Here is a 17,617-nt window from a genome sequence, read left to right as displayed (position 1 = left end):
GATGATAGAACCGTTTTTAATATTTTTACGTACTGTTTGGATCACATTTTCTGTATTTTGTGTTTTCCAGTCCAGAGTATCTATGGTCCAGAATACGGGAATCATCTCTACACAAAACTCTGTGTCCTTTTTCCAGACGCCATAGGGAGGGCGCATGTATACAGGATACTCTCCTGTAATCTCATAAATTCTGTTGTTTGTTTTCAGTATTTCCTCCCTGGCTGCGGCATCGGAAGCTCTGTCCAGCCGCACATGATTATAGGTATGGTTTCCTATTAAATGACCCTCTCTGTGCATCCTTTTTACAATATCCTCGTTTCCTTCTATTGACTTTCCCAAAAGGAAAAAGGAAACTTTAACTCCTCTCTCCTTCAGACCGTCCAGAAGCTTCCCGGTATATTCCGGGTCAGGTCCGTCGTCAAATGTCAGCGCAATCTGAGGTCTTTCCCGGTCATCCCTTCCCAGTCTCTGCATTCCCTCTCCGGCAATTATGCCGGCTGCCGAAATACCTGTCTCCTGAACCGCAGCGCCGTTCGTCCGGTTCAGCAGCGCAAATACAGCAAGCAAAATCCCCAGGCAAATAAAACAGCTTTCAGATTTTCTTCTGGATCTTCTCAACTGCAGCCGCTCCTGTTCTCTCACTTCCATAAAGATTCTATGCAGGACAAAGAGGATTCCATGACTGTACAGCCAGAGTTTCATAAAAGAGGATTGTGTAAGCTTTTAAAAACCGAAAAAACAGGGACTGATTTCTGTTTTCACACAAAAAATCAGTCCCTGCCGAATACTGAAATCCCAAATCTCCGCTCAGGGTTTTCATGAAGCTCCCCAAAAGCTTCCGGAACATATTCTATTTGTTAAGCATGATCTTTAACTGCGCTTCAATTGCTTCCGCACATCTTTCAAACCCGAGTTTTCCACTGTTCAGGCAAAGATCATAATTGGTGGCATCATTCCACACACCACCTGTAAACTTACGGTAATACTCCTGTTTTCTTTTGTCATCTTTTAAAAGAAACTTCTCAATTTCTTCCCTGGAACCGGAAATCTTTTCGGATGCCTGTTCCACGCGGAAATCCCAGGGCGCGTGTACAAACACACGCAGGGTATTGGGACGGTCCTTCAGCACATAGTTCACGCAGCGCCCTACGATCACATAGGATTCTTTTTCTGCAAGATCTTTTACAACCTTCGCCTGATAGCTGAAAATATTTTCATCAGAAATAAATTCCTTACTGTCCGGCTGAACCAGCTTTCCCCTGTAAAGTGAGGACTTATTAAACAGGGATGGCTTTATTTTGTTTCCGCCTTCAACCTTTCCAAAAAGTCCCAGATCGATCCCGCTTTCATCAGAAGCCATCCGGATGATCTCTTTGTCATAGAATGAAATTCCCAGCTTTTCTGCAAGCATCTTTCCTACGGTACGTCCGCCGCTTCCATACTGTCTTGCAATTGAAATTACTATATGCTCATCCATTCTTATTCCTCCTTGCAACATTCCCACAGCTTTCAAAGCTGTTTTATTCTCCCAGATAAGCCTTCTGTACTGCCTCGTTGTGAAGCAGGTCATCCGCCTTTCCTTCCAGAGTAATACTTCCTGTTTCCAGTACATAAGCTCTGTCTGCAATGGAAAGGGCTTTTTTTGCATTCTGTTCTACCAGAAGAACTGTAGTTCCACTTTCGCTTACTTCTTTGATAATATCAAAGATCTCGTTTACAAAAATCGGTGACAGTCCCATAGACGGCTCATCCATCAGAATAATCCTTGGTTTGCTCATAAGAGCCCGTCCCATGGCCAGCATCTGCTGCTCTCCTCCTGATAAGGTTCCGGAACGCTGTCCCTGACGCTCTTTCAGACGTGGAAATCTTTTGTACACCATTTCAAGGCTCTGCGCGATCTCGTTTTTATCTTTGCGGGTATACGCGCCCACAAGAAGATTCTCATAAACGGTCATATCAGCAAATACTCGTCTTCCCTCCGGAACATGAGCCATTCCCATTTGTACGATCTTATGCGCCGGAACTTTCAGAAGATCCGTTCCCTCAAACATAATGCTTCCCGCTTTGGCCGGAAGAATTCCTGTCAGTGTCTGAAGGGTTGTAGTCTTTCCTGCACCATTGGCGCCGATCAGAGCAATTACCTCCCCCTGATTTACCTCAAAAGAAATTCCCTTCAGAGCCTGGATCACTCCATAATAAACCTGAAGATCCTTTACTTCCAACATTGCCATGATTACGTTCCTCCTATTCTCCCAGATATGCCGTGATAACGGTCGGATCATTCAGTACCTCTGAGGTTTCTCCCTCAGTAAGCACCTGTCCGAAATTCAGCACGGTCAGCTTTTCGCAGATACCGCCCACCAGTTTCATATCATGCTCAATGAGAAGGGTAGTCATATGGAAATGCTCCTGTACAAAACGAATGGTATCCATCAGCTCCTGAGTCTCATTTGGATTCATTCCGGCTGCCGGCTCATCCAGAAGCAGAAGCTTTGGATCTGTGGCAAGAGCCCGGGCAATTTCCAGTTTACGCTGTTTACCATAAGGAAGGTTTCCTGCAAGGATCTCAGCTTCTTTGTCCAGATCAAAGACCTTCAGAATCTCCATTGCCTTCTCGTTCATTTCTTTTTCAACTTTAAAATACTTCGGCAGTCTCAGGATTCCGGTCAGAGTAGAATACTGATAATGGTTATGAAGACCAACCTTTACATTATCCAGAACCGACATATCCTTAAACAGACGGATATTCTGGAAGGTACGGGCAATTCCGGCCTTATTAATCTCTATCGTGCTTTTTCCTGTAATATCCTGTCCGTCCAGTCTGATAATTCCTTCTGTAGGCTTATATACGCCTGTCAGAAGATTAAAAACTGTTGTTTTTCCAGCCCCGTTGGGACCGATCAGTCCGTAAAGCTGGCCTTTTTCTATATTAATATGAAAGCCGTCAACTGCGCGAAGACCACCAAACTGAATTGACAAATGATTTACTTCCAGCATTGCCATAATCAAGCCGCCTCCTTTTTCATTTTTCCGCCCCGGATTTTTTCTGCCATACGGCTTCTCCATGTTCTTGCTGCCGGAGCCCAGTTAAAGAGCATCATGACGATCAGAACAATCGCATAGATCAGCATACGATAATTTGCAAATCCGCGGAGAAGTTCCGGAAGAGCATAAAGGATGATCGCCGCGATCATGGAACCACGGAGATTTCCGATACCGCCCAGAACCACATATACCAAAATCAGGATCGACATATTATAGTCAAATACCGACACCTTAAGCATGGAAATATTATGGGCATAAAGCACACCTGCCACACCTGCCAGAGCTGCGGAAACCGTAAATGCCAGAAGCTTGTATTTTGTCACATTGATTCCCACTGATTCTGCAGCAATACGGTTATCTCTTGTGGACATAACAGCACGGCCGCTTCTGGAATGAACCAGATTCTGAACAATAAACAGGGTAAGCAGAACAAGGATCACACCGATCAGGAAAAAATATGGCTTAATATCTTTATAAAGAGTGGCTGTTCCGGAAATACCAAGAGCGCCCTTCATAATCTTTTTGCCGCCTGCCGCAAGCTCAAGGCCTGAGGATGTTGTTGTCGCATGAATACCGTTTTTATCCACACCAACATAAAGAATGTTGATCAGATTCTTAATAATCTCACCAAAAGCAAGGGTAACAATGGCAAGATAATCGCCCCGAAGTCTCAGAACCGGAATACCGATCAAAATACCAAACACACCTGCCACTGCCGCTCCGATCAGGATCGCCAGAATAAATCTCGGAACAGGCGGAAGAGCGTCTGCCGCAAGATGGGAAAACAGAGCGCTGGAATATGCGCCTACGCACATAAAGCCTGCGTGACCCAGACTCAGCTCGCCGGAAAATCCTACTACAAGGTTCAGAGAGATTGCTGCGATCGTATAAACGCACAGAGGAACCAGAAGTCCTGTCAGAAGTCTGGAGAGATTTCCTGTGGAGGAAAGAGTCTGGACTACTGCAAACAGAACGATCACAATTCCATATGTTATAAAATTACTTCTTGTTGTTTTATTCATCTTTTTTTTCATATCGGCCACCTTATACTTTCTCCTGAATGTTTTTGCCAAACAGTCCGGTAGGTTTCACAAGGAGCACGACAATCAGTACTGCAAACACGATCGCGTCCGCAACCTGGGATGAAATGTAGGCTTTTCCGAAAATCTCAATAATTCCCAGAAGGATACCGCCCACCATGGCTCCCGGGATTGATCCGATACCGCCGAAAACTGCCGCCACAAAGGCTTTGATACCAGGCATTGCCCCTGTATACGGAGTCAGTGTGGGATATGCAGAGCAGAGAAGAAGTCCTGCGATAGCAGCAAGACCTGAACCAATGGCAAAGGTCAGTGAAATAGTTGCATTTACATTCACGCCCATTAACTGAGCTGCATCTCTGTCCTCAGAAACTGCCTGCATGGCGCGTCCGGGCTTGGTTTTACGTACAAACCAGGTCAGAGCCACCATAATGACAACACTGACAACAATCGTAACGATCGTGATTCCTTTAATGACAAGCTGTCCGTCAAACAGAGTCACTGACGGAACGTCAATCACTGTAACAAAGCTCTTGGCATCTGCTCCGAAGATCAGAAGAGCCAGATTCTGCAAAAGGTAGCTGACACCAATTGCAGTGATCAGAACCGCAAGATTGGAGGACGCTTTTCTGAGAGGACGATATGCGACCTTTTCGATCACAACGCCCAGTACCGTACACACCACAACAGAAAGTATCACTGCCGGAACCGGCCCCATTCCTCCTCTGGTGACTGCGGTGAGGATCACAAAAGCTCCGACCATGATGACATCACCATGGGCAAAGTTCAGCATCTTCGCGATTCCATACACCATCGTGTAGCCCAGTGCAATGATCGCATAGATACTTCCCAGGCTGATTCCATCTTTTAAATAAGATATAAAACTCATAGTGCACCTCATATAAAAATTTTATTGTTGCATAAAAAGAAACGGAGGACAGTCCTTATGCACAGGCACCATCCCCCGTCCCTTAATTTTCCAGTGTATATTTATTCACTGATTATTCCATTTCTTTGTATTCGCCGTTTTCAATCACAAATGCCTTAGGTTCCTTGTCGCACTCGCCGTCTTCTGTCCATGTAGCTTTTCCGGTAAGTCCGTCAAGCTCGATCTCAAGCATAGCCTCAGACATTGCCACACTGATATCCTCGTTTGCCATATCCGGTGTGATCTCTGCTGCATCTGCTGCTGCCTTCATTGCATAGATCACATCATAAGCATCTGCTGCGAACTGATTAGGAGTCTCGCCGTTATTGGCATCGCCGTAAGCTTTTACAAATGCCTGGCTTGCCTCATCCTCTGAAGTTGCAGAGAAAGGAGTCAGAAGCATAACGCCTTCTGCAAGGGAGGTATCAAAGTTCTCAACGCCAAGGATTCCGTCCATACCGTCAACACCAAAGAATTTGATATCCATTCCAGCTTCGGATGCCTGCTGAAGGATCAGAGCATTATCTGAATAGTAGTTTGGCAGGAAAAGAAGTTCTGCGCCGCTGTCAGCAATTTTTTTCAGCTGTACGGAATAGTCTGTGTTATTGTCTGTTGTATATGCCTCGTCAGCAACAATCTCAAGACCATTTTCTTCTGCCGCTTCCACAAAGGAATCATGTACGCCGGAGTTATAATCAGCCATGGAATCATAGAGAACCGCTACCTTTGTCGCAAGTCCATGCTCGCCGATATACTCTGCAGACTTTGCTCCCTGAGCCGGGTCTGTAAAGCACATACGGAACTCATTGCTTCCTGCTGTAATAGAATCAACAGCTGTTGCAGACGGTGTAAACAGGAAAGTACTCTCTGCCGCCTCTGCTCCTACTGCAATACAGGAACCGGAAGTAGTTGCTCCGCAAAGCATCTGCATTCCTTTATCAAGAAGGTCGTTGTAAGCATTTACTGCTTTCTCCGGATCTCCCATATCATCTCCGGCATCAAGTACCTCCACCTGATATCCGTTAAATCCGCCGGCTTCATTGATCTCGTCTGCTGCGATTTTTGCTGCGTTATACACATTTGTACCATACTGTGCATAATCACCTGTCATCGGTCCGATCACGCCGATTTTAAAAGTTTCGTCTCCTTCTGCAAATACCGCTGTGGGCATGGCTGCTGTTGCTGCCACTGCAGCTGCTGCTGTTACACTTAACACTTTTTTCCAGTTTCTCATAACAAATCTCCTCCTTAAACTTGTAACGATTATCAGTATCCTGTTCTTCTGCGGACAGATAAGGTTAAAAAAGCCCACTGGATCACCAGCCGGCTTTGGCTTCCCCTCTGACTTTCGCTCGCTAATACTTTAATGTTTTGATTATAGCATCTGGTATATTTGATTTCAAGTGTAAATTTATAAAATATTTATATTTAAAAAACCGGTATCCTATACAGAATACCGGTTCCGGAAGGAGATGTCTCTCCTGTGATTCATTATTTACTTATGCGATCGCTTTTTTAGCAATCTCTGCAAGTGCTTTGAAGCCTTCTGCATCGTTTACTGCAAGCTCAGCAAGCATCTTTCTGTTGATGTCGATGTTTGCAACTTTCAGTCCGTGCATCATCTTGCTGTAGGAAAGTCCGTTCATTCTTGCAGCAGCGTTGATACGTGCGATCCAGAGCTGTCTGAACTGACGTTTTTTCTGCTTTCTTCCTGCGTAGGAGCTTGCAAGAGCTCTCATTACAGACTGTTTTGCAATTCTATACTGTTTGGAACGGGCTCCTCTGTAACCCTTTGCCAGCTTTAATGTACGATTATGTTTTTTCTTTGCGTTTAATCCGCCTTTAATTCTTGCCATTTCTTAATTTCCTCCTGTTCGTCTTCTCTTCTTACTTCTTATAAATAAGGCAGTGCTTTCTTGATATTCTTCAGGTTTGTGGAATCAACAACAGTGGCCTTTCTGAGATTTCTCTTTCTTTTCTGAGATTTCTTTGTTAAGATATGGCTCTTATAAGCTTTGTTTCTCATGATCTTTCCGGTACCAGTTTTTTTGAAGCGTTTTGCTGCTGCTCTACATGTTTTAATCTTAGGCATTTTTATTTCCTCCTTGATTCGTGGTTCTGTTTTATATTTCACATTACTGCTGTGTCCGTAACCGGACACGGAAACAGTAATTGCTTAACGTTTTTCGCTGAGAAACATTGTCATGCTTCTTCCCTCGATCTTGGGAGCTTTTTCCACTACAGCGATATCTTTCAGAAGCTCCGCAAAATCATCCAGCACGTGTCTGCTGCTTGCCATATGAGCCATTTCTCTTCCACGGAAACGCAGAGTGACTTTTACGCGGTCACCTTTTGTAAGGAATTTCCTTGCAGCGTTTACCTTTGTCTTTAAGTCATTCGTATCAATATTAGGAGAGAGACGTACCTCTTTAATGTCAATCGTTTTCTGTTTCTTTTTGGCTTCTTTTTCCTTACGGGAAAGTTCGTAACGGTATTTTCCGTAATCAATGATCTTGCATACCGGCGGCTTTGCCTGCGGTGCGATCTTTACAAGGTCAAGTCCTGCCTCCTGTGCCTTAAACATGGCCTCTTTTGCAGACATGATACCAAGCTGGGCTCCGTCTGCTCCGATCAGACGTACTTCTTTGTCTCTGATTTGTTCGTTAATCATTAAATTGCTAATTGTTGTACACCTCCATACCTGTAAATGATATACCCTGACTTTTTGCACGTTTCTGTGAAACAAAAAAAGCATGGACGAATCCACACTCTGCTCATATTCCCGCTGCACGGCTCTCTGATATCAACAGACAGCTTCTGCGCTGTGCATTTATCTGAAAGGAAAATCCTGTCTTACAAATGCTGAGACATATAAACCCGAGACGCATCCTGTGCGCTAAGGTGAGAGTGAACTCTGCTTTGTTTTCTTCACGTACTGTAACAGGATATCATGACTTTCATGTAAAGTCAAGAACTTTTATGTATTTTTTTAAACCACCCCACCCTCAATGACAGTCTCCTGTCCGGTACCTTTTCCTGTTCTGCCGGAATTCCGTATTTTATTTCCTGTGAAGATCCATACGGAATTACTGTTTTTCCGGCAAACAGCAAAGCGGAACGTTTTTGTCTGCCGGGACGGGTGGTATAAATTGTCCTGCTTTCCTGATAAATAAAAAAAGAACTCCTTCCGACAGAAATCCTGTCATCATCAGTTCTCCGTGTTTATTTCGTTACGACAACCTGCCGTTATCGGTACTGCAGTTTTTATTTTATACGGGAGCAATTGTATTAAAGAGTAATGACCTCAATCTTACATAGGATGGAGATGGTGGCGATAAACATTTTAAAAGGCTGTCTTAAAAATATTTATCCTTTCACTGATAACTTGCTTACAGAAATGTCGCTTACAGATCTTGTTCGCTGAAAAGCGGCATTTTACACTTATTTTTGCGAGCTCACCCCTTTGTGGGCGATTGCTCCCTGTATGTAACTAATATAACATATTCTGTGATGATACACAATAAAAATATTGCGTTATTTCAAAAAATTTAAAATTTTTTGACCACAAATGCTGCCCTCTTTTTTTACTGTATACTACATTTTTCTGTGATAATTTTGCCGTGATAATCCTTACCCTGTTAATCTGCAGAATAAAATCCGAAAATACGGAAATATTACATAAGGCAATGATTTATTTAAGGAGGACACAACCATGACAATACTCAACTGCAGTGCAGTAACCTGTATTTATAACAAAGATCAGCTGTGCTCCCGCGGAGAGATCGAAGTAATGGGGCATGATGCCCGGGTTTCTGATGAAACCAGCTGCGGAAGTTTCCGTGACCGGAACAGCGCCTCAGTAACAAACAGTGAAAAAGAATCCTGCGGCTGCGAAAAAATCCGTATTGACTGCAAGGCTCATGAGTGCACTTACAACGAGCACTGTAAATGTACGGCCTCTGCCATTGACATCAACGGTCAGAATGCCAGCACAAGCAAAGAAACAAAGTGCAAAACTTTTGCATGTAAATGCTGACACCTTTTGCCGGAAGCAAACATATACAGTCCGGTCTGTATATGCTGTTTCATATGTCAGTATAAAGCTGTTTAAAAAAGGACATTGCCCGCAGGCAATGTCCTTTTTGCATTGGTTTCAGTTTTATCTGTTTTTCAGGAAATCCGGAATCTGGATATCCTTTTTCTGAACTGTACTTGTAGGCATCTTTGTACCATAAGATGAATTCATGTTCGGAAGAGAAAAGCTCGGCATATTGATACCGCCAGCCTGCTTTGCCGCTCCTGTCTGTGCAGCCGGTTTTCTTACAGAAAACGGTGAAGATGCATTGCTTCTTCCGCCAAAGGAAGAACCTGCCTTCGGAGCTGCATCGGTAAGTCCTGTAGCGATAACTGTGATTCTTGCATAATCAGCAACAGAATCATCATACATCGCACCAAAGATGATATTTGCTTCCTCTCCTGTCAGCTCCTGTACATAGCTTGCCGCATCATTTGCATCCATAAGAGAAATATCACCTGAAATATTAATGATTACATGAGTTGCGCCTTTAATGGTTGTCTCAAGAAGCGGGGAGGATACTGCCTGCTGAACAGCTTCCATAGCCTTGTCGTCTCCTCTTGCCTCTCCAATACCGATATGAGCGATGCCCTTGTCTGTCATAACAGTCTGAACATCTGCAAAGTCAAGGTTGATCAGTGCCGGCAGATTGATCAAATCGGTGATTCCCTGAACCGCCTGCTGAAGAACTTCGTCAGCCTTGCGGAGTGCCTCCGGCATAGTTGTCCGGCGGTCAACAATCTCGAGAAGCTTGTCATTCGGAATAACGATCAGTGTATCCACTGCCTTTTTCAGATTCTCGATTCCTGCAAGAGCATTGTTCATACGTGTCTTTGCTTCAAAACGGAAAGGTTTTGTTACCACGCCAACAGTAAGGATTCCCATTTCCTTTGCTGCTGCTGCGATTACCGGTGCCGCACCTGTTCCGGTGCCGCCGCCCATACCACAGGTAACAAATACCATATCAGCGCCTTCTATTAACTGTTTTACTTCTTCTATACTTTCCTCAGCGGCCTTCTGACCAACTTCCGGCTGTGCTCCAGCACCAAGACCTTTCGTTATCTTTTCACCAATCTGAAGTACTGTTGGAGCTTTACAGAGGGTTAAGGCCTGTTTGTCAGTGTTGACACCTACAAACTCAACTCCTCCGATGGTCTCTTCCACCATTCTGTTTACAGCATTATTTCCAGCTCCGCCCACACCAATGACTATAATCTTGGCAGAGGACTCAGCTTCATTTGACATAATCTCTAACAATGTACTTCCTCCTTTTATTTCCCCGATATTTATCGTAATCTACCTGCATATAGTATATCATATATTTTTTTCTAAAATTAATCAACTACTATTTTTGTTTTTTTATACTTTTTTCATGTATTTTCGTCATTTACAGCTTAATATCCATCGCCGTAATAAGCGTCTTCCCCGCTTTCATCATAGGCTCCTGTTTCCTCTGAACCATCCGAATACTCACCGGATTCCTCGCTGTAGCCGTCCTCATATCCCGGATCAGAATACTCTCCTTCTGACTCATAAGAGCTGTCTTCAGAGCTTTCGTCCTCATTGCTTCCGTCAGCTTCTTCCGTATTTTCCGGCATTGGGCCTACATAGTTTCCTTCTCTGTCATACTCTCCGGTTCCGGTGAAGCCTCCTTCTTCATTATATCCTCCTGTCCAGTCTCCCATTGCGTCAATGGTTTCCTGTGTGGGAGCAGGACCTACATAATTCCAGTTTGCATCATACTCACCTTCTCCGGTGTAATCGCCTTCCTCATCATAGCCGCCAACCCATTTTTCAAGGGCATAGTCAAGGGCTGTCATAGGCTTCGGTCCCACATGCTTTCCGCTTTCGTCATACTCGCCGTCTCCGGTATATTCACCGTTTTCATCGTAGCCGCCGGTCCAGTTTTCTGCTGTCACTTCCTCTATTTCCGCCTCAAAGGTAATGGTCTTTACAGAATCCGTTACATTTTCCGCATGCAGGATGCCTTTCTGACCTGCAAGCTGGGGAAGAATCGCGATCACCCGTGTCATTTTATCTTCAAGATTCACATCTTTGCCCAGATTGACTGTAATATCTCCATAAAGAAGACTGATCTCATAGCTTTCGTCAAATTGAATATGATCCGGCAGACTGTCATTTTTGGCAAAAATAGTAGAAAGAGCAACCGCAGTGTTCAGAACGGTTTCTTTTATGGGAAGCTTTTCTCCTTTTACTACCCGTTTCACAGATATCCCGTCAAAAAAAGGAACTTTTTTATCCTGTGTTTTTTCACTTTCAATAAACATGCCGTTCCGGTCAAAATAAATATAGCTGTCCAGATAGGGAATACAGCCCACTGCCTTCTTTTCCTTTATGCTGACCACGATGGTGTTTCTGTTTGACCGTGTCACCTTAAAGCCTTCCACAAAGGGAATATCCCCTGTGTCGTCTGTGGTATAAAGGATGGGGGCAAGAACAGAGTTTTCTGCCATTGGTCCCCGAAGGACCATGGCCTTTATCTCTTTTTCCGTATAATGACCGCTTCCCATAATCTCCACATTTTCTACCTTAAAATAAAGAAAGAAAAAAAGCACACCTGCCAGAAGACAGGCTCCTATTCCCCCAAGTACTATTTTTTTCTGCTTATCCGATATGTTCAGTTTTTTTCTGTATTTTGATGTTCTCATAAAAATGCAGTTCCTGTATCCTCTTCTATCTGCGCGCCCAAAGACGCCAGATCCTCACATATATGCTCATATCCCCGGTAAATAAAGGAACATCCTTCGATGACAGTTTCCCCCTGCGCCGCAAGAGCTGCCACAAGCAGCGCCGCTCCCCCTCGCAGTTCTCTGGCTCTCACTGTACATCCTCTGAGACAGGTTCCTCCCTGTATACTGGCCTCTCTGCCGGAAACAGCAACAGAGGCGCCCATTTTATTCAGTTCCTCTACAATCCTGAACCGGTTTTCAAAAATATTTTCCCGTATGCGGCTTTTCCCCGGAATGGTTGTCAGTACTGCCATGAGAGGAGACTGAAGATCTGTGGGAAACCCCGGATACGTATCCGTTTCCAGAAACGGTACCGGAAATGCTGTTCCGCTTCCGTCAGCTATTAGTTTACCACTCCTGCGGTTATATTGTCCACCCATTTTCCCATACACTTCAAGAAATGCATCCAGCTCTCCCTCAGGCGGATTGGAGATCGTGATCTTCCCTCTTGTTGCCGCTGCAGCACATAAATATGTTCCCGCCACAATACGGTCAGGAGGAATCTGCATATTTCCGGCTTTTAATTCTTTCACGCCTGTGATTCTGATACAGTGAGTTCCTTCTCCCTGAATTTCAGCTCCCATGCTGCGAAGATATCTGCACAGCCACACGATTTCCGGCTCTCTGGCACAGTTTCTGAGAACCGTATGCCCCTCTGCCAGAACAGCGGCCAGAATCCCCTGCTCTGTAGCGCCTACGCTGATTTTTCCAAAAACAATCTCTGCCCCTTTCAGACATCCGGCCTCAGCTTCCAGACTGTTTTCTTTTTCTTGTACACAGGCTCCCAGACAGCGCAGCACATACAAATGCTGATCAACCGGACGTTTTCCTATTACGCAGCCTCCGGGATATCCCATGGAGCCTTTTTTGTTCCTTGCCAGAAGCGCCCCCAGAAGAATCACTGATGATCGCATTTTTCCGGTACTGTCTCCGGAAACTTCTGTTCCATCCGCTCTGCTACAGTCAAGATAAAGGGTATTTTTTTCCCACCAGGTAAGAGCACCCAGGGATCTGAGAATGTCCTCCATACAATACACATCAGCTATGGCAGGACATCCCTTCAGCACGCTGACTCCTCTGTGAAGCAAAGAAGCTGCCATCATGGGCAGCGCAGAATTTTTGGAGCCCTGTATGGATATGGTACCCTGAAGCGGCTTTCCTCCTGTAATGCGAATTTTATCCAAACCGTCACTCCCCAAAAGCCCTCTTCCTTTTATCCTATGCTGTTTTTTCTTTTCTGTGACTGCTCACACTGAGAGCCAGCCCCATCTCTGCCAGAAGAAATACCACGGAGGTTCCTCCATAGCTGATAAAAGGAAGGGTGATTCCCGTATTGGGGATCGTGTTGGTAACAACAGAAATGTTAAGAATCACCTGAATTGCCATATGCCCCATAATACCGGCGCTGATCAGAGTTCCCTGAAGATCTCTGCTGTGCATGGCTGTCACGCAGAGCCGCCATAAAAGAAGGGCAAATATTATGATCAGAATCCCGGCTCCCACAAGCCCCAGCTCTTCACATATAATAGAAAAGATCATGTCATTCTGAGCTTCCGGAACAAAGCCCAGCTTCTGGAGACTGCTGCCCAGCCCCCGCCCGAACAGCCCGCCGCTTCCTATGGCGTACAGTCCCTGAATGGTCTGAAAGCCTTTTTCATATTTTTCCGGATTTCTCCAGATAGCCAGACGTTCCAGACGATAGCTTTCTGCAGCAAGAAACACTGTAATAAATGCAACTCCCGCACTTCCCATACCGACGAACTGCACATATCCCGGACTTGACACAAAAATAAGGATCACTCCGATTCCCAGAATAATGATAGCCGTACTGAGATTGTTGGAACCCACCAGTCCCACAATAGGAAGAAGTGTTGCCATGGTACGGCACATAAACCATATGCCGGATGTTTTTTTGCGGCTTCTGTCAATCTGCCATGCAAGAAAAAGAATCACTGCCACTTTGGCAAATTCTGAAGGCTGAAAAGACAGAGGTCCCAGGCTCAGCCATCTTTTGGATCCATTGATCTCCTGTCCCACCAGAAGAACAGCCGTAGACAGAACAACAGACATCAGATAAACAACCGGAGCAAGCGAAACCCAGAAATGATAATCCGTTTCCGATACCACATACATGGCTGCCAGTCCCAGGGCTGTTGCAAACAGCTGTTTTTTGAAATAATAAAAGGAATCATGAAATCTCACTCTCCCATTGTAAGAACTGGCGCTGTACAGAAACACCAGACCGAATACTGCAAGAAAAATCACAAGGATCAACAGAAGGGCATCGGGTCTTCCCTTTTTTCTCTGTGGCTGCTGTGACATAAGTGCCTCCCTGCTGCCGCGTTATTAATAAATATGAAGTTTTTCATAAAAAATGACCGGTTCGTACATTTGCGTACTTCCGGTCATTTTTACCCTCATATCCATCAGAGATTTTTTACATATTCCTTAAAACAGTCTCCGCGCTGCTCATAATTGTCAAACTGTCCCCAGCTTGCGCAGGCAGGAGAAAGAAGAACCGCCTCACCCGGCTGAGCCTTTTCTGCGCAGATCTTTACTGCTTCCTGAAGATTTTCACAGAGAATGCAGGAACAAACACCCAGCCGCTCTGCAGCCTCTCTGATTTTTTCCTTTGTCTGTCCGATGAGAACCAGACTTCTTACCTTGCCGTCAAAACTGTTCAGCCATTCATCATAGCTGGAGCCTTTGTCGTAACCGCCTCCGATCAGCCAGGTAGGACGGTTCATTGCCTGGATTCCCTTGATTGCCGCATCCGGATTGGTTCCTTTGGAATCATTGTAATAGACAACTCCGTTCTTTTCAGTCACATACTCGATCCTGTGCTCTACCGCTGTAAATTCGCAGATACTTTTTCGGATACTTTCAACAGATACGCCTGCATAATAGGCCATAGCCGCTGCAGCCATTACATTTTCAAAGTTATGTTTGCCCAGCAGCTTCAGATCGTCTGTTTTTACAAGAGAAATCTCCTGATCCTCTGTTTTCAGAATGATCTGTCCGTCCTCCAGGAAAATTCCTTTTTCCAGTCTTCTTTCACTGGAAAAATATACGGTCTGCGGCACAATATTTTTTCCGAATTCTCTGAGAACCGGATCCTCATAGTTCAGAACACACACATCCTCCGGCTTCTGATTTTTTACGATCAGTTCCTTCACACGGATATATTCTTCCATAGTATGATGACGGTTCAGATGATCCTCTGTAATATTCAGAATCGCGCTGACACAAGGAGCGAACTTTTCAATGGTTTCAAGCTGAAAGCTGGAGATCTCAGCCACTGTCACAGAATCCTCTTTCATTTCCAGAGCTTTGGAAGTATAAGGAGTTCCGATATTTCCAACTACAAATACAGAATCCTCGGCATCCTCCATGATCTTTCCAAGAAGGGCTGTTGTTGTTGTTTTTCCGTTTGTTCCGGTAATTGCAAGAACTCGCCCTTTTCCTGTACGGAAAGCAAGTTCAACCTCTCCCCATACCGGAAGGCCCTGCTCATAAAAGCTTTTTACCAGAGGAAGGTCCGTCGGTACCCCGGGGCTTAACACTGCCAGATCAAGGCTTTTCTGTACCTCTTCCGGAAGCCCGCCTGCGTAGATATCCGTTTCTTTTATACTGGCAGTCTTATGTAATACTGCTTCTTTGTCCAGATCCGGGTTTCCGTCATACAGAACCGGGCAGGCTCCGACCTGTCCCAGAAGCTCTGCTGCTCCGATTCCGCTTTTTCCGGAACCAAATACCAGAACCCGTTTTCCTTTTAAGTCCATCACTGTTTTCCTCCTTCAATTAAAGCGCCAGAAATGCGATCAGGCACATCACAGCAGTTACCACTGAGAACACTGCCACGATCCTTGTCTCTGACCAGCCGCAAAGCTCAAAATGATGGTGGATAGGAGCCATTTTGAAGATTCGTTTTCCGTGAGTAGCTTTAAAGTATGTTACCTGGATCATAACAGAAAGAACCTCAACAAAATAGATCAGTCCCACCAGGAGAAGGAATAAAGGCATCTGAAGCACATAGGCTGTTCCGGCCACAAAGCCGCCCAGAGCCAGAGATCCGGTATCTCCCATAAAAATTCTGGCAGGATATACATTAAAAAGAAGGAAGCCCATAAGACCGCCTACAACTGCGCAGGTAACAGGCTCAATCCCGCTTTTTGTTCCAATGGACATCACAGTAAAGAAAACTGCAACGATCAGCGTCACACTGGATGCAAGACCGTCAAGACCGTCTGTAAAGTTGACGCCGTTTACCGTACCGATCACAGCGATAAACAGAAGAGGAACTGCCAGCACCCCAAGATTCAGATAGTGTTCCGGCCAGAACGGGATTTTCATGGTCAGAGAAATATCTGTATAGTTAAGGATATAAAAGGCAAAAATACCAGTAACTACCACCTGAAGCAGAAATTTCTGCCATGCAAGAAGACCGTCGGAACGCTTCAGCACAACCTTCAGATAGTCATCAAGAAATCCGATGATTCCAAATCCCAGTGTCAGAAACAGGATCGGAATGATAGCCGGATAATCCTTTACATAAAACAGAGACGTTACAACTGCCGCAATCAGAAATATAATGCCTCCCATGGTAGGAGTTCCTGCTTTTTTCAGATGGGACTGCACGCCCTCCACCCGTTCTGTCTGGCCCATTTTCAGTTTTCTGAGAAACGGGATAATCACAGGTCCCAGAATCAGGCTGATTGCAAAAGAAACCAGAACCGGTATTACAACTTGATAATTCATCCTCACACCTCTTATCATTCTTTTGTTTTTATATCATAACCAGTATAAGGCTTTTCCGGGAAATTATCAACCCTCAGTAATGGCACTGTTACTGTCAGTTAATAATGGCGCGTTTTCTTTTACTGCTCCTCTTGTCCGGACAGGCTCCGCTCATCCTCCTCTGATTTTTCTGACTTTGTTTTTTCAATTCCCAGATACGGAAGCACATTGTCAAAAATGCTGCGCACTACAGGAGCCGCAATGGTTCCTCCGTAATAAATCCCCTGAGGATCATGGATAATACAAAGAGCCAGTACCTTTGGTTCCTCTGCCGGAGCAAATCCCAGAAAGGAAGAAATATAACGGTTTGCACTTCTGGGAAGAGTCTGTGAGGTGGCTGTTTTTCCGCCAATGGAATAGCCTTCAATGGCAGCATTCTTTCCGGAGCCTTCGGACACTACTGTTTCCAGGATTTTTCTCATTGTTCCTGAAGTCTCAGAAGAGATGATCCCGGTTTCCACCGGATATTCCAGTTCTTTTACCTGAGATCCGTCTGCACTCTGGATCGCCACTCCAAAATGGGGAGTAATCCTGTTTCCGCCATTGATAAGAGAGCTTACAGTAGTGGCAAGCTGTACCGGCGTGATCTGGAAGGACTGTCCAAAGGAAACTGTAGCCAGTTCTACATTTCCCATGTTTTCCATTTTGTGCATAATGGTTCCCGCCTCTCCCGGAAGATCGATCCCGGTCTGTTTCATAAGCCCAAACCGCTTGAAATATTTATAATAATTTTCCACTCCAAGGCGCAGCCCCACTTCAATAAATACAGGGTTGCAGGAATTCTGGGCTCCCTCCACAAAATTCTGGGAGCCGTGTCCTCTTCTGTTTGCACAGTGGATCCTTCTGTCATCCACCAGCTTATATCCCGGGCAGTAGAATCTGTCATTTAATGACACCACCCCTTCCTGAAGCCCCGCCGCCATGGTAATGATCTTAAAGGTAGAGCCAGGCTCATAGGTATCATTCAGACAGGGATTTCTCC

Annotated in this window: 18 protein-coding genes; 1 reads left to right on the top strand and 17 read right to left on the bottom strand. The window is 45.0% G+C overall.

Translation table 11 applies throughout. The features are described from left to right. From QVP40_RS09560 to infC, 10 genes are all read right to left on the bottom strand, one after another. Positions 1–618: polysaccharide deacetylase family protein (locus QVP40_RS09560; protein WP_288200452.1), on the bottom strand; the 618-nt coding region annotated here is incomplete at its 3' end. A 232-nt stretch (positions 619–850) separates the two neighbouring features. Next, complete coding sequence (locus QVP40_RS09555; protein ID WP_022068222.1) at positions 851–1,477, bottom strand: AAA family ATPase; 627 nt, start codon at positions 1,475–1,477, stop codon at positions 851–853. Between the two features lie 43 nt (positions 1,478–1,520). Further along, on the bottom strand, positions 1,521–2,231 hold the full coding sequence (locus tag QVP40_RS09550) for an ABC transporter ATP-binding protein (protein WP_022068221.1): 711 nt from the start codon (positions 2,229–2,231) through the stop codon (positions 1,521–1,523). A gap of 13 nt (positions 2,232–2,244) precedes the next feature. Next, positions 2,245–3,003 (bottom strand): ABC transporter ATP-binding protein, encoded by a 759-nt coding sequence (locus tag QVP40_RS09545; RefSeq protein ID WP_022068220.1) that lies wholly within the window; start codon positions 3,001–3,003, stop codon positions 2,245–2,247. Between the two features lie 2 nt (positions 3,004–3,005). Further along, positions 3,006–4,079, bottom strand: a complete 1,074-nt coding sequence (locus tag QVP40_RS09540) for a branched-chain amino acid ABC transporter permease (protein ID WP_022068219.1) — start codon at positions 4,077–4,079, stop codon at positions 3,006–3,008. Positions 4,080–4,089: 10 nt separating this feature from the next. Next, entirely contained in the window at positions 4,090–4,974 is an 885-nt protein-coding gene (locus tag QVP40_RS09535) for a branched-chain amino acid ABC transporter permease (RefSeq protein WP_022068218.1), read from the bottom strand. A gap of 112 nt (positions 4,975–5,086) precedes the next feature. After that, positions 5,087–6,247: an ABC transporter substrate-binding protein gene (locus tag QVP40_RS09530; protein WP_022068217.1), complete on the bottom strand. Its 1,161-nt coding sequence runs from the start codon at positions 6,245–6,247 to the stop codon at positions 5,087–5,089. Positions 6,248–6,512: 265 nt separating this feature from the next. Further along, positions 6,513–6,869, bottom strand: a complete 357-nt coding sequence (gene rplT, locus QVP40_RS09525) for a 50S ribosomal protein L20 (protein WP_022068216.1) — start codon at positions 6,867–6,869, stop codon at positions 6,513–6,515. A 38-nt stretch (positions 6,870–6,907) separates the two neighbouring features. Beyond that, complete coding sequence (gene rpmI / locus QVP40_RS09520; RefSeq protein ID WP_015541985.1) at positions 6,908–7,105, bottom strand: 50S ribosomal protein L35; 198 nt, start codon at positions 7,103–7,105, stop codon at positions 6,908–6,910. An 84-nt stretch (positions 7,106–7,189) separates the two neighbouring features. Further along, positions 7,190–7,684, bottom strand: a complete 495-nt coding sequence (gene infC / locus QVP40_RS09515) for a translation initiation factor IF-3 (protein ID WP_138270379.1) — start codon at positions 7,682–7,684, stop codon at positions 7,190–7,192. Positions 7,685–8,725: 1,041 nt separating this feature from the next. Between infC and QVP40_RS09510 the strand changes: the two genes are divergently transcribed. Further along, the gene (locus QVP40_RS09510) at positions 8,726–9,049 is read left to right on the top strand and encodes a DUF1540 domain-containing protein (protein ID WP_022068214.1); all 324 of its coding nucleotides are present in this window, start codon (positions 8,726–8,728) and stop codon (positions 9,047–9,049) included. 123 nt (positions 9,050–9,172) lie between these two features. Here the strand turns inward: QVP40_RS09510 and ftsZ are convergent, their stop codons facing one another. From ftsZ to QVP40_RS09475, 7 genes are all read right to left on the bottom strand, one after another. Then, positions 9,173–10,333, bottom strand: a complete 1,161-nt coding sequence (gene ftsZ, locus QVP40_RS09505) for a cell division protein FtsZ (protein ID WP_138270393.1) — start codon at positions 10,331–10,333, stop codon at positions 9,173–9,175. Positions 10,334–10,482: 149 nt separating this feature from the next. Further along, the gene (locus QVP40_RS09500; RefSeq protein WP_022068212.1) at positions 10,483–11,757 is read right to left on the bottom strand and encodes a cell division protein FtsQ/DivIB; all 1,275 of its coding nucleotides are present in this window, start codon (positions 11,755–11,757) and stop codon (positions 10,483–10,485) included. After that, a complete protein-coding gene (gene murA, locus QVP40_RS09495; RefSeq protein ID WP_022068211.1) occupies positions 11,754–13,022 on the bottom strand; it encodes a UDP-N-acetylglucosamine 1-carboxyvinyltransferase in 1,269 nt (422 codons plus the stop codon). Before murA ends, QVP40_RS09500 begins: the two co-directional genes overlap by 4 nt. A 34-nt stretch (positions 13,023–13,056) precedes the next feature. Continuing rightward, a complete protein-coding gene (locus QVP40_RS09490) occupies positions 13,057–14,160 on the bottom strand; it encodes an FtsW/RodA/SpoVE family cell cycle protein (RefSeq protein WP_022068210.1) in 1,104 nt (367 codons plus the stop codon). Positions 14,161–14,264: 104 nt separating this feature from the next. Further along, the gene (gene murD / locus QVP40_RS09485) at positions 14,265–15,620 is read right to left on the bottom strand and encodes a UDP-N-acetylmuramoyl-L-alanine--D-glutamate ligase (protein WP_022068209.1); all 1,356 of its coding nucleotides are present in this window, start codon (positions 15,618–15,620) and stop codon (positions 14,265–14,267) included. Between the two features lie 19 nt (positions 15,621–15,639). Then, on the bottom strand, positions 15,640–16,596 hold the full coding sequence (gene mraY / locus QVP40_RS09480; protein WP_022068208.1) for a phospho-N-acetylmuramoyl-pentapeptide-transferase: 957 nt from the start codon (positions 16,594–16,596) through the stop codon (positions 15,640–15,642). A gap of 119 nt (positions 16,597–16,715) precedes the next feature. Next, the coding region (locus QVP40_RS09475; protein WP_288200451.1) for a peptidoglycan D,D-transpeptidase FtsI family protein at positions 16,716–17,617 on the bottom strand (902 nt) is incomplete at its 5' end.

Source organism: Blautia sp. CAG:257 (assembly GCF_000433815.1).
GTDB classification, from domain to species: Bacteria; Bacillota; Clostridia; order Lachnospirales; family Lachnospiraceae; genus Blautia_A; species Blautia_A caecimuris.
Note: the sequence above shows the minus strand (reverse complement) of the source record. Positions and strands in the feature narration are given on the sequence as shown.

Bases quoted from the DNA above. Each gene is read 5' to 3' on its own strand.
- QVP40_RS09550 (WP_022068221.1), bottom strand. From the start codon at position 2,231: ATGGCAATGTTGGAAGTAAAGGATCTTCAGGTTTATTATGGAGTGATC.
- QVP40_RS09535 (WP_022068218.1), bottom strand. From the start codon at position 4,974: ATGAGTTTTATATCTTATTTAAAAGATGGAATCAGCCTGGGAAGTATC.
- rplT (WP_022068216.1), bottom strand. From the start codon at position 6,869: ATGGCAAGAATTAAAGGCGGATTAAACGCAAAGAAAAAACATAATCGT.
- QVP40_RS09555 (WP_022068222.1), bottom strand. From the start codon at position 1,477: ATGGATGAGCATATAGTAATTTCAATTGCAAGACAGTATGGAAGCGGC.
- mraY (WP_022068208.1), bottom strand. From the start codon at position 16,596: ATGAATTATCAAGTTGTAATACCGGTTCTGGTTTCTTTTGCAATCAGC.
- QVP40_RS09500 (WP_022068212.1), bottom strand. From the start codon at position 11,757: ATGAGAACATCAAAATACAGAAAAAAACTGAACATATCGGATAAGCAG.
- rpmI (WP_015541985.1), bottom strand. From the start codon at position 7,105: ATGCCTAAGATTAAAACATGTAGAGCAGCAGCAAAACGCTTCAAAAAA.
- ftsZ (WP_138270393.1), bottom strand. From the start codon at position 10,333: ATGTCAAATGAAGCTGAGTCCTCTGCCAAGATTATAGTCATTGGTGTG.
- QVP40_RS09530 (WP_022068217.1), bottom strand. From the start codon at position 6,247: ATGAGAAACTGGAAAAAAGTGTTAAGTGTAACAGCAGCAGCTGCAGTG.
- infC (WP_138270379.1), bottom strand. From the start codon at position 7,684: ATGATTAACGAACAAATCAGAGACAAAGAAGTACGTCTGATCGGAGCA.
- QVP40_RS09545 (WP_022068220.1), bottom strand. From the start codon at position 3,003: ATGGCAATGCTGGAAGTAAATCATTTGTCAATTCAGTTTGGTGGTCTT.
- QVP40_RS09490 (WP_022068210.1), bottom strand. From the start codon at position 14,160: ATGTCACAGCAGCCACAGAGAAAAAAGGGAAGACCCGATGCCCTTCTG.
- murD (WP_022068209.1), bottom strand. From the start codon at position 15,620: ATGGACTTAAAAGGAAAACGGGTTCTGGTATTTGGTTCCGGAAAAAGC.
- QVP40_RS09540 (WP_022068219.1), bottom strand. From the start codon at position 4,079: ATGAAAAAAAAGATGAATAAAACAACAAGAAGTAATTTTATAACATAT.
- QVP40_RS09510 (WP_022068214.1), top strand. From the start codon at position 8,726: ATGACAATACTCAACTGCAGTGCAGTAACCTGTATTTATAACAAAGAT.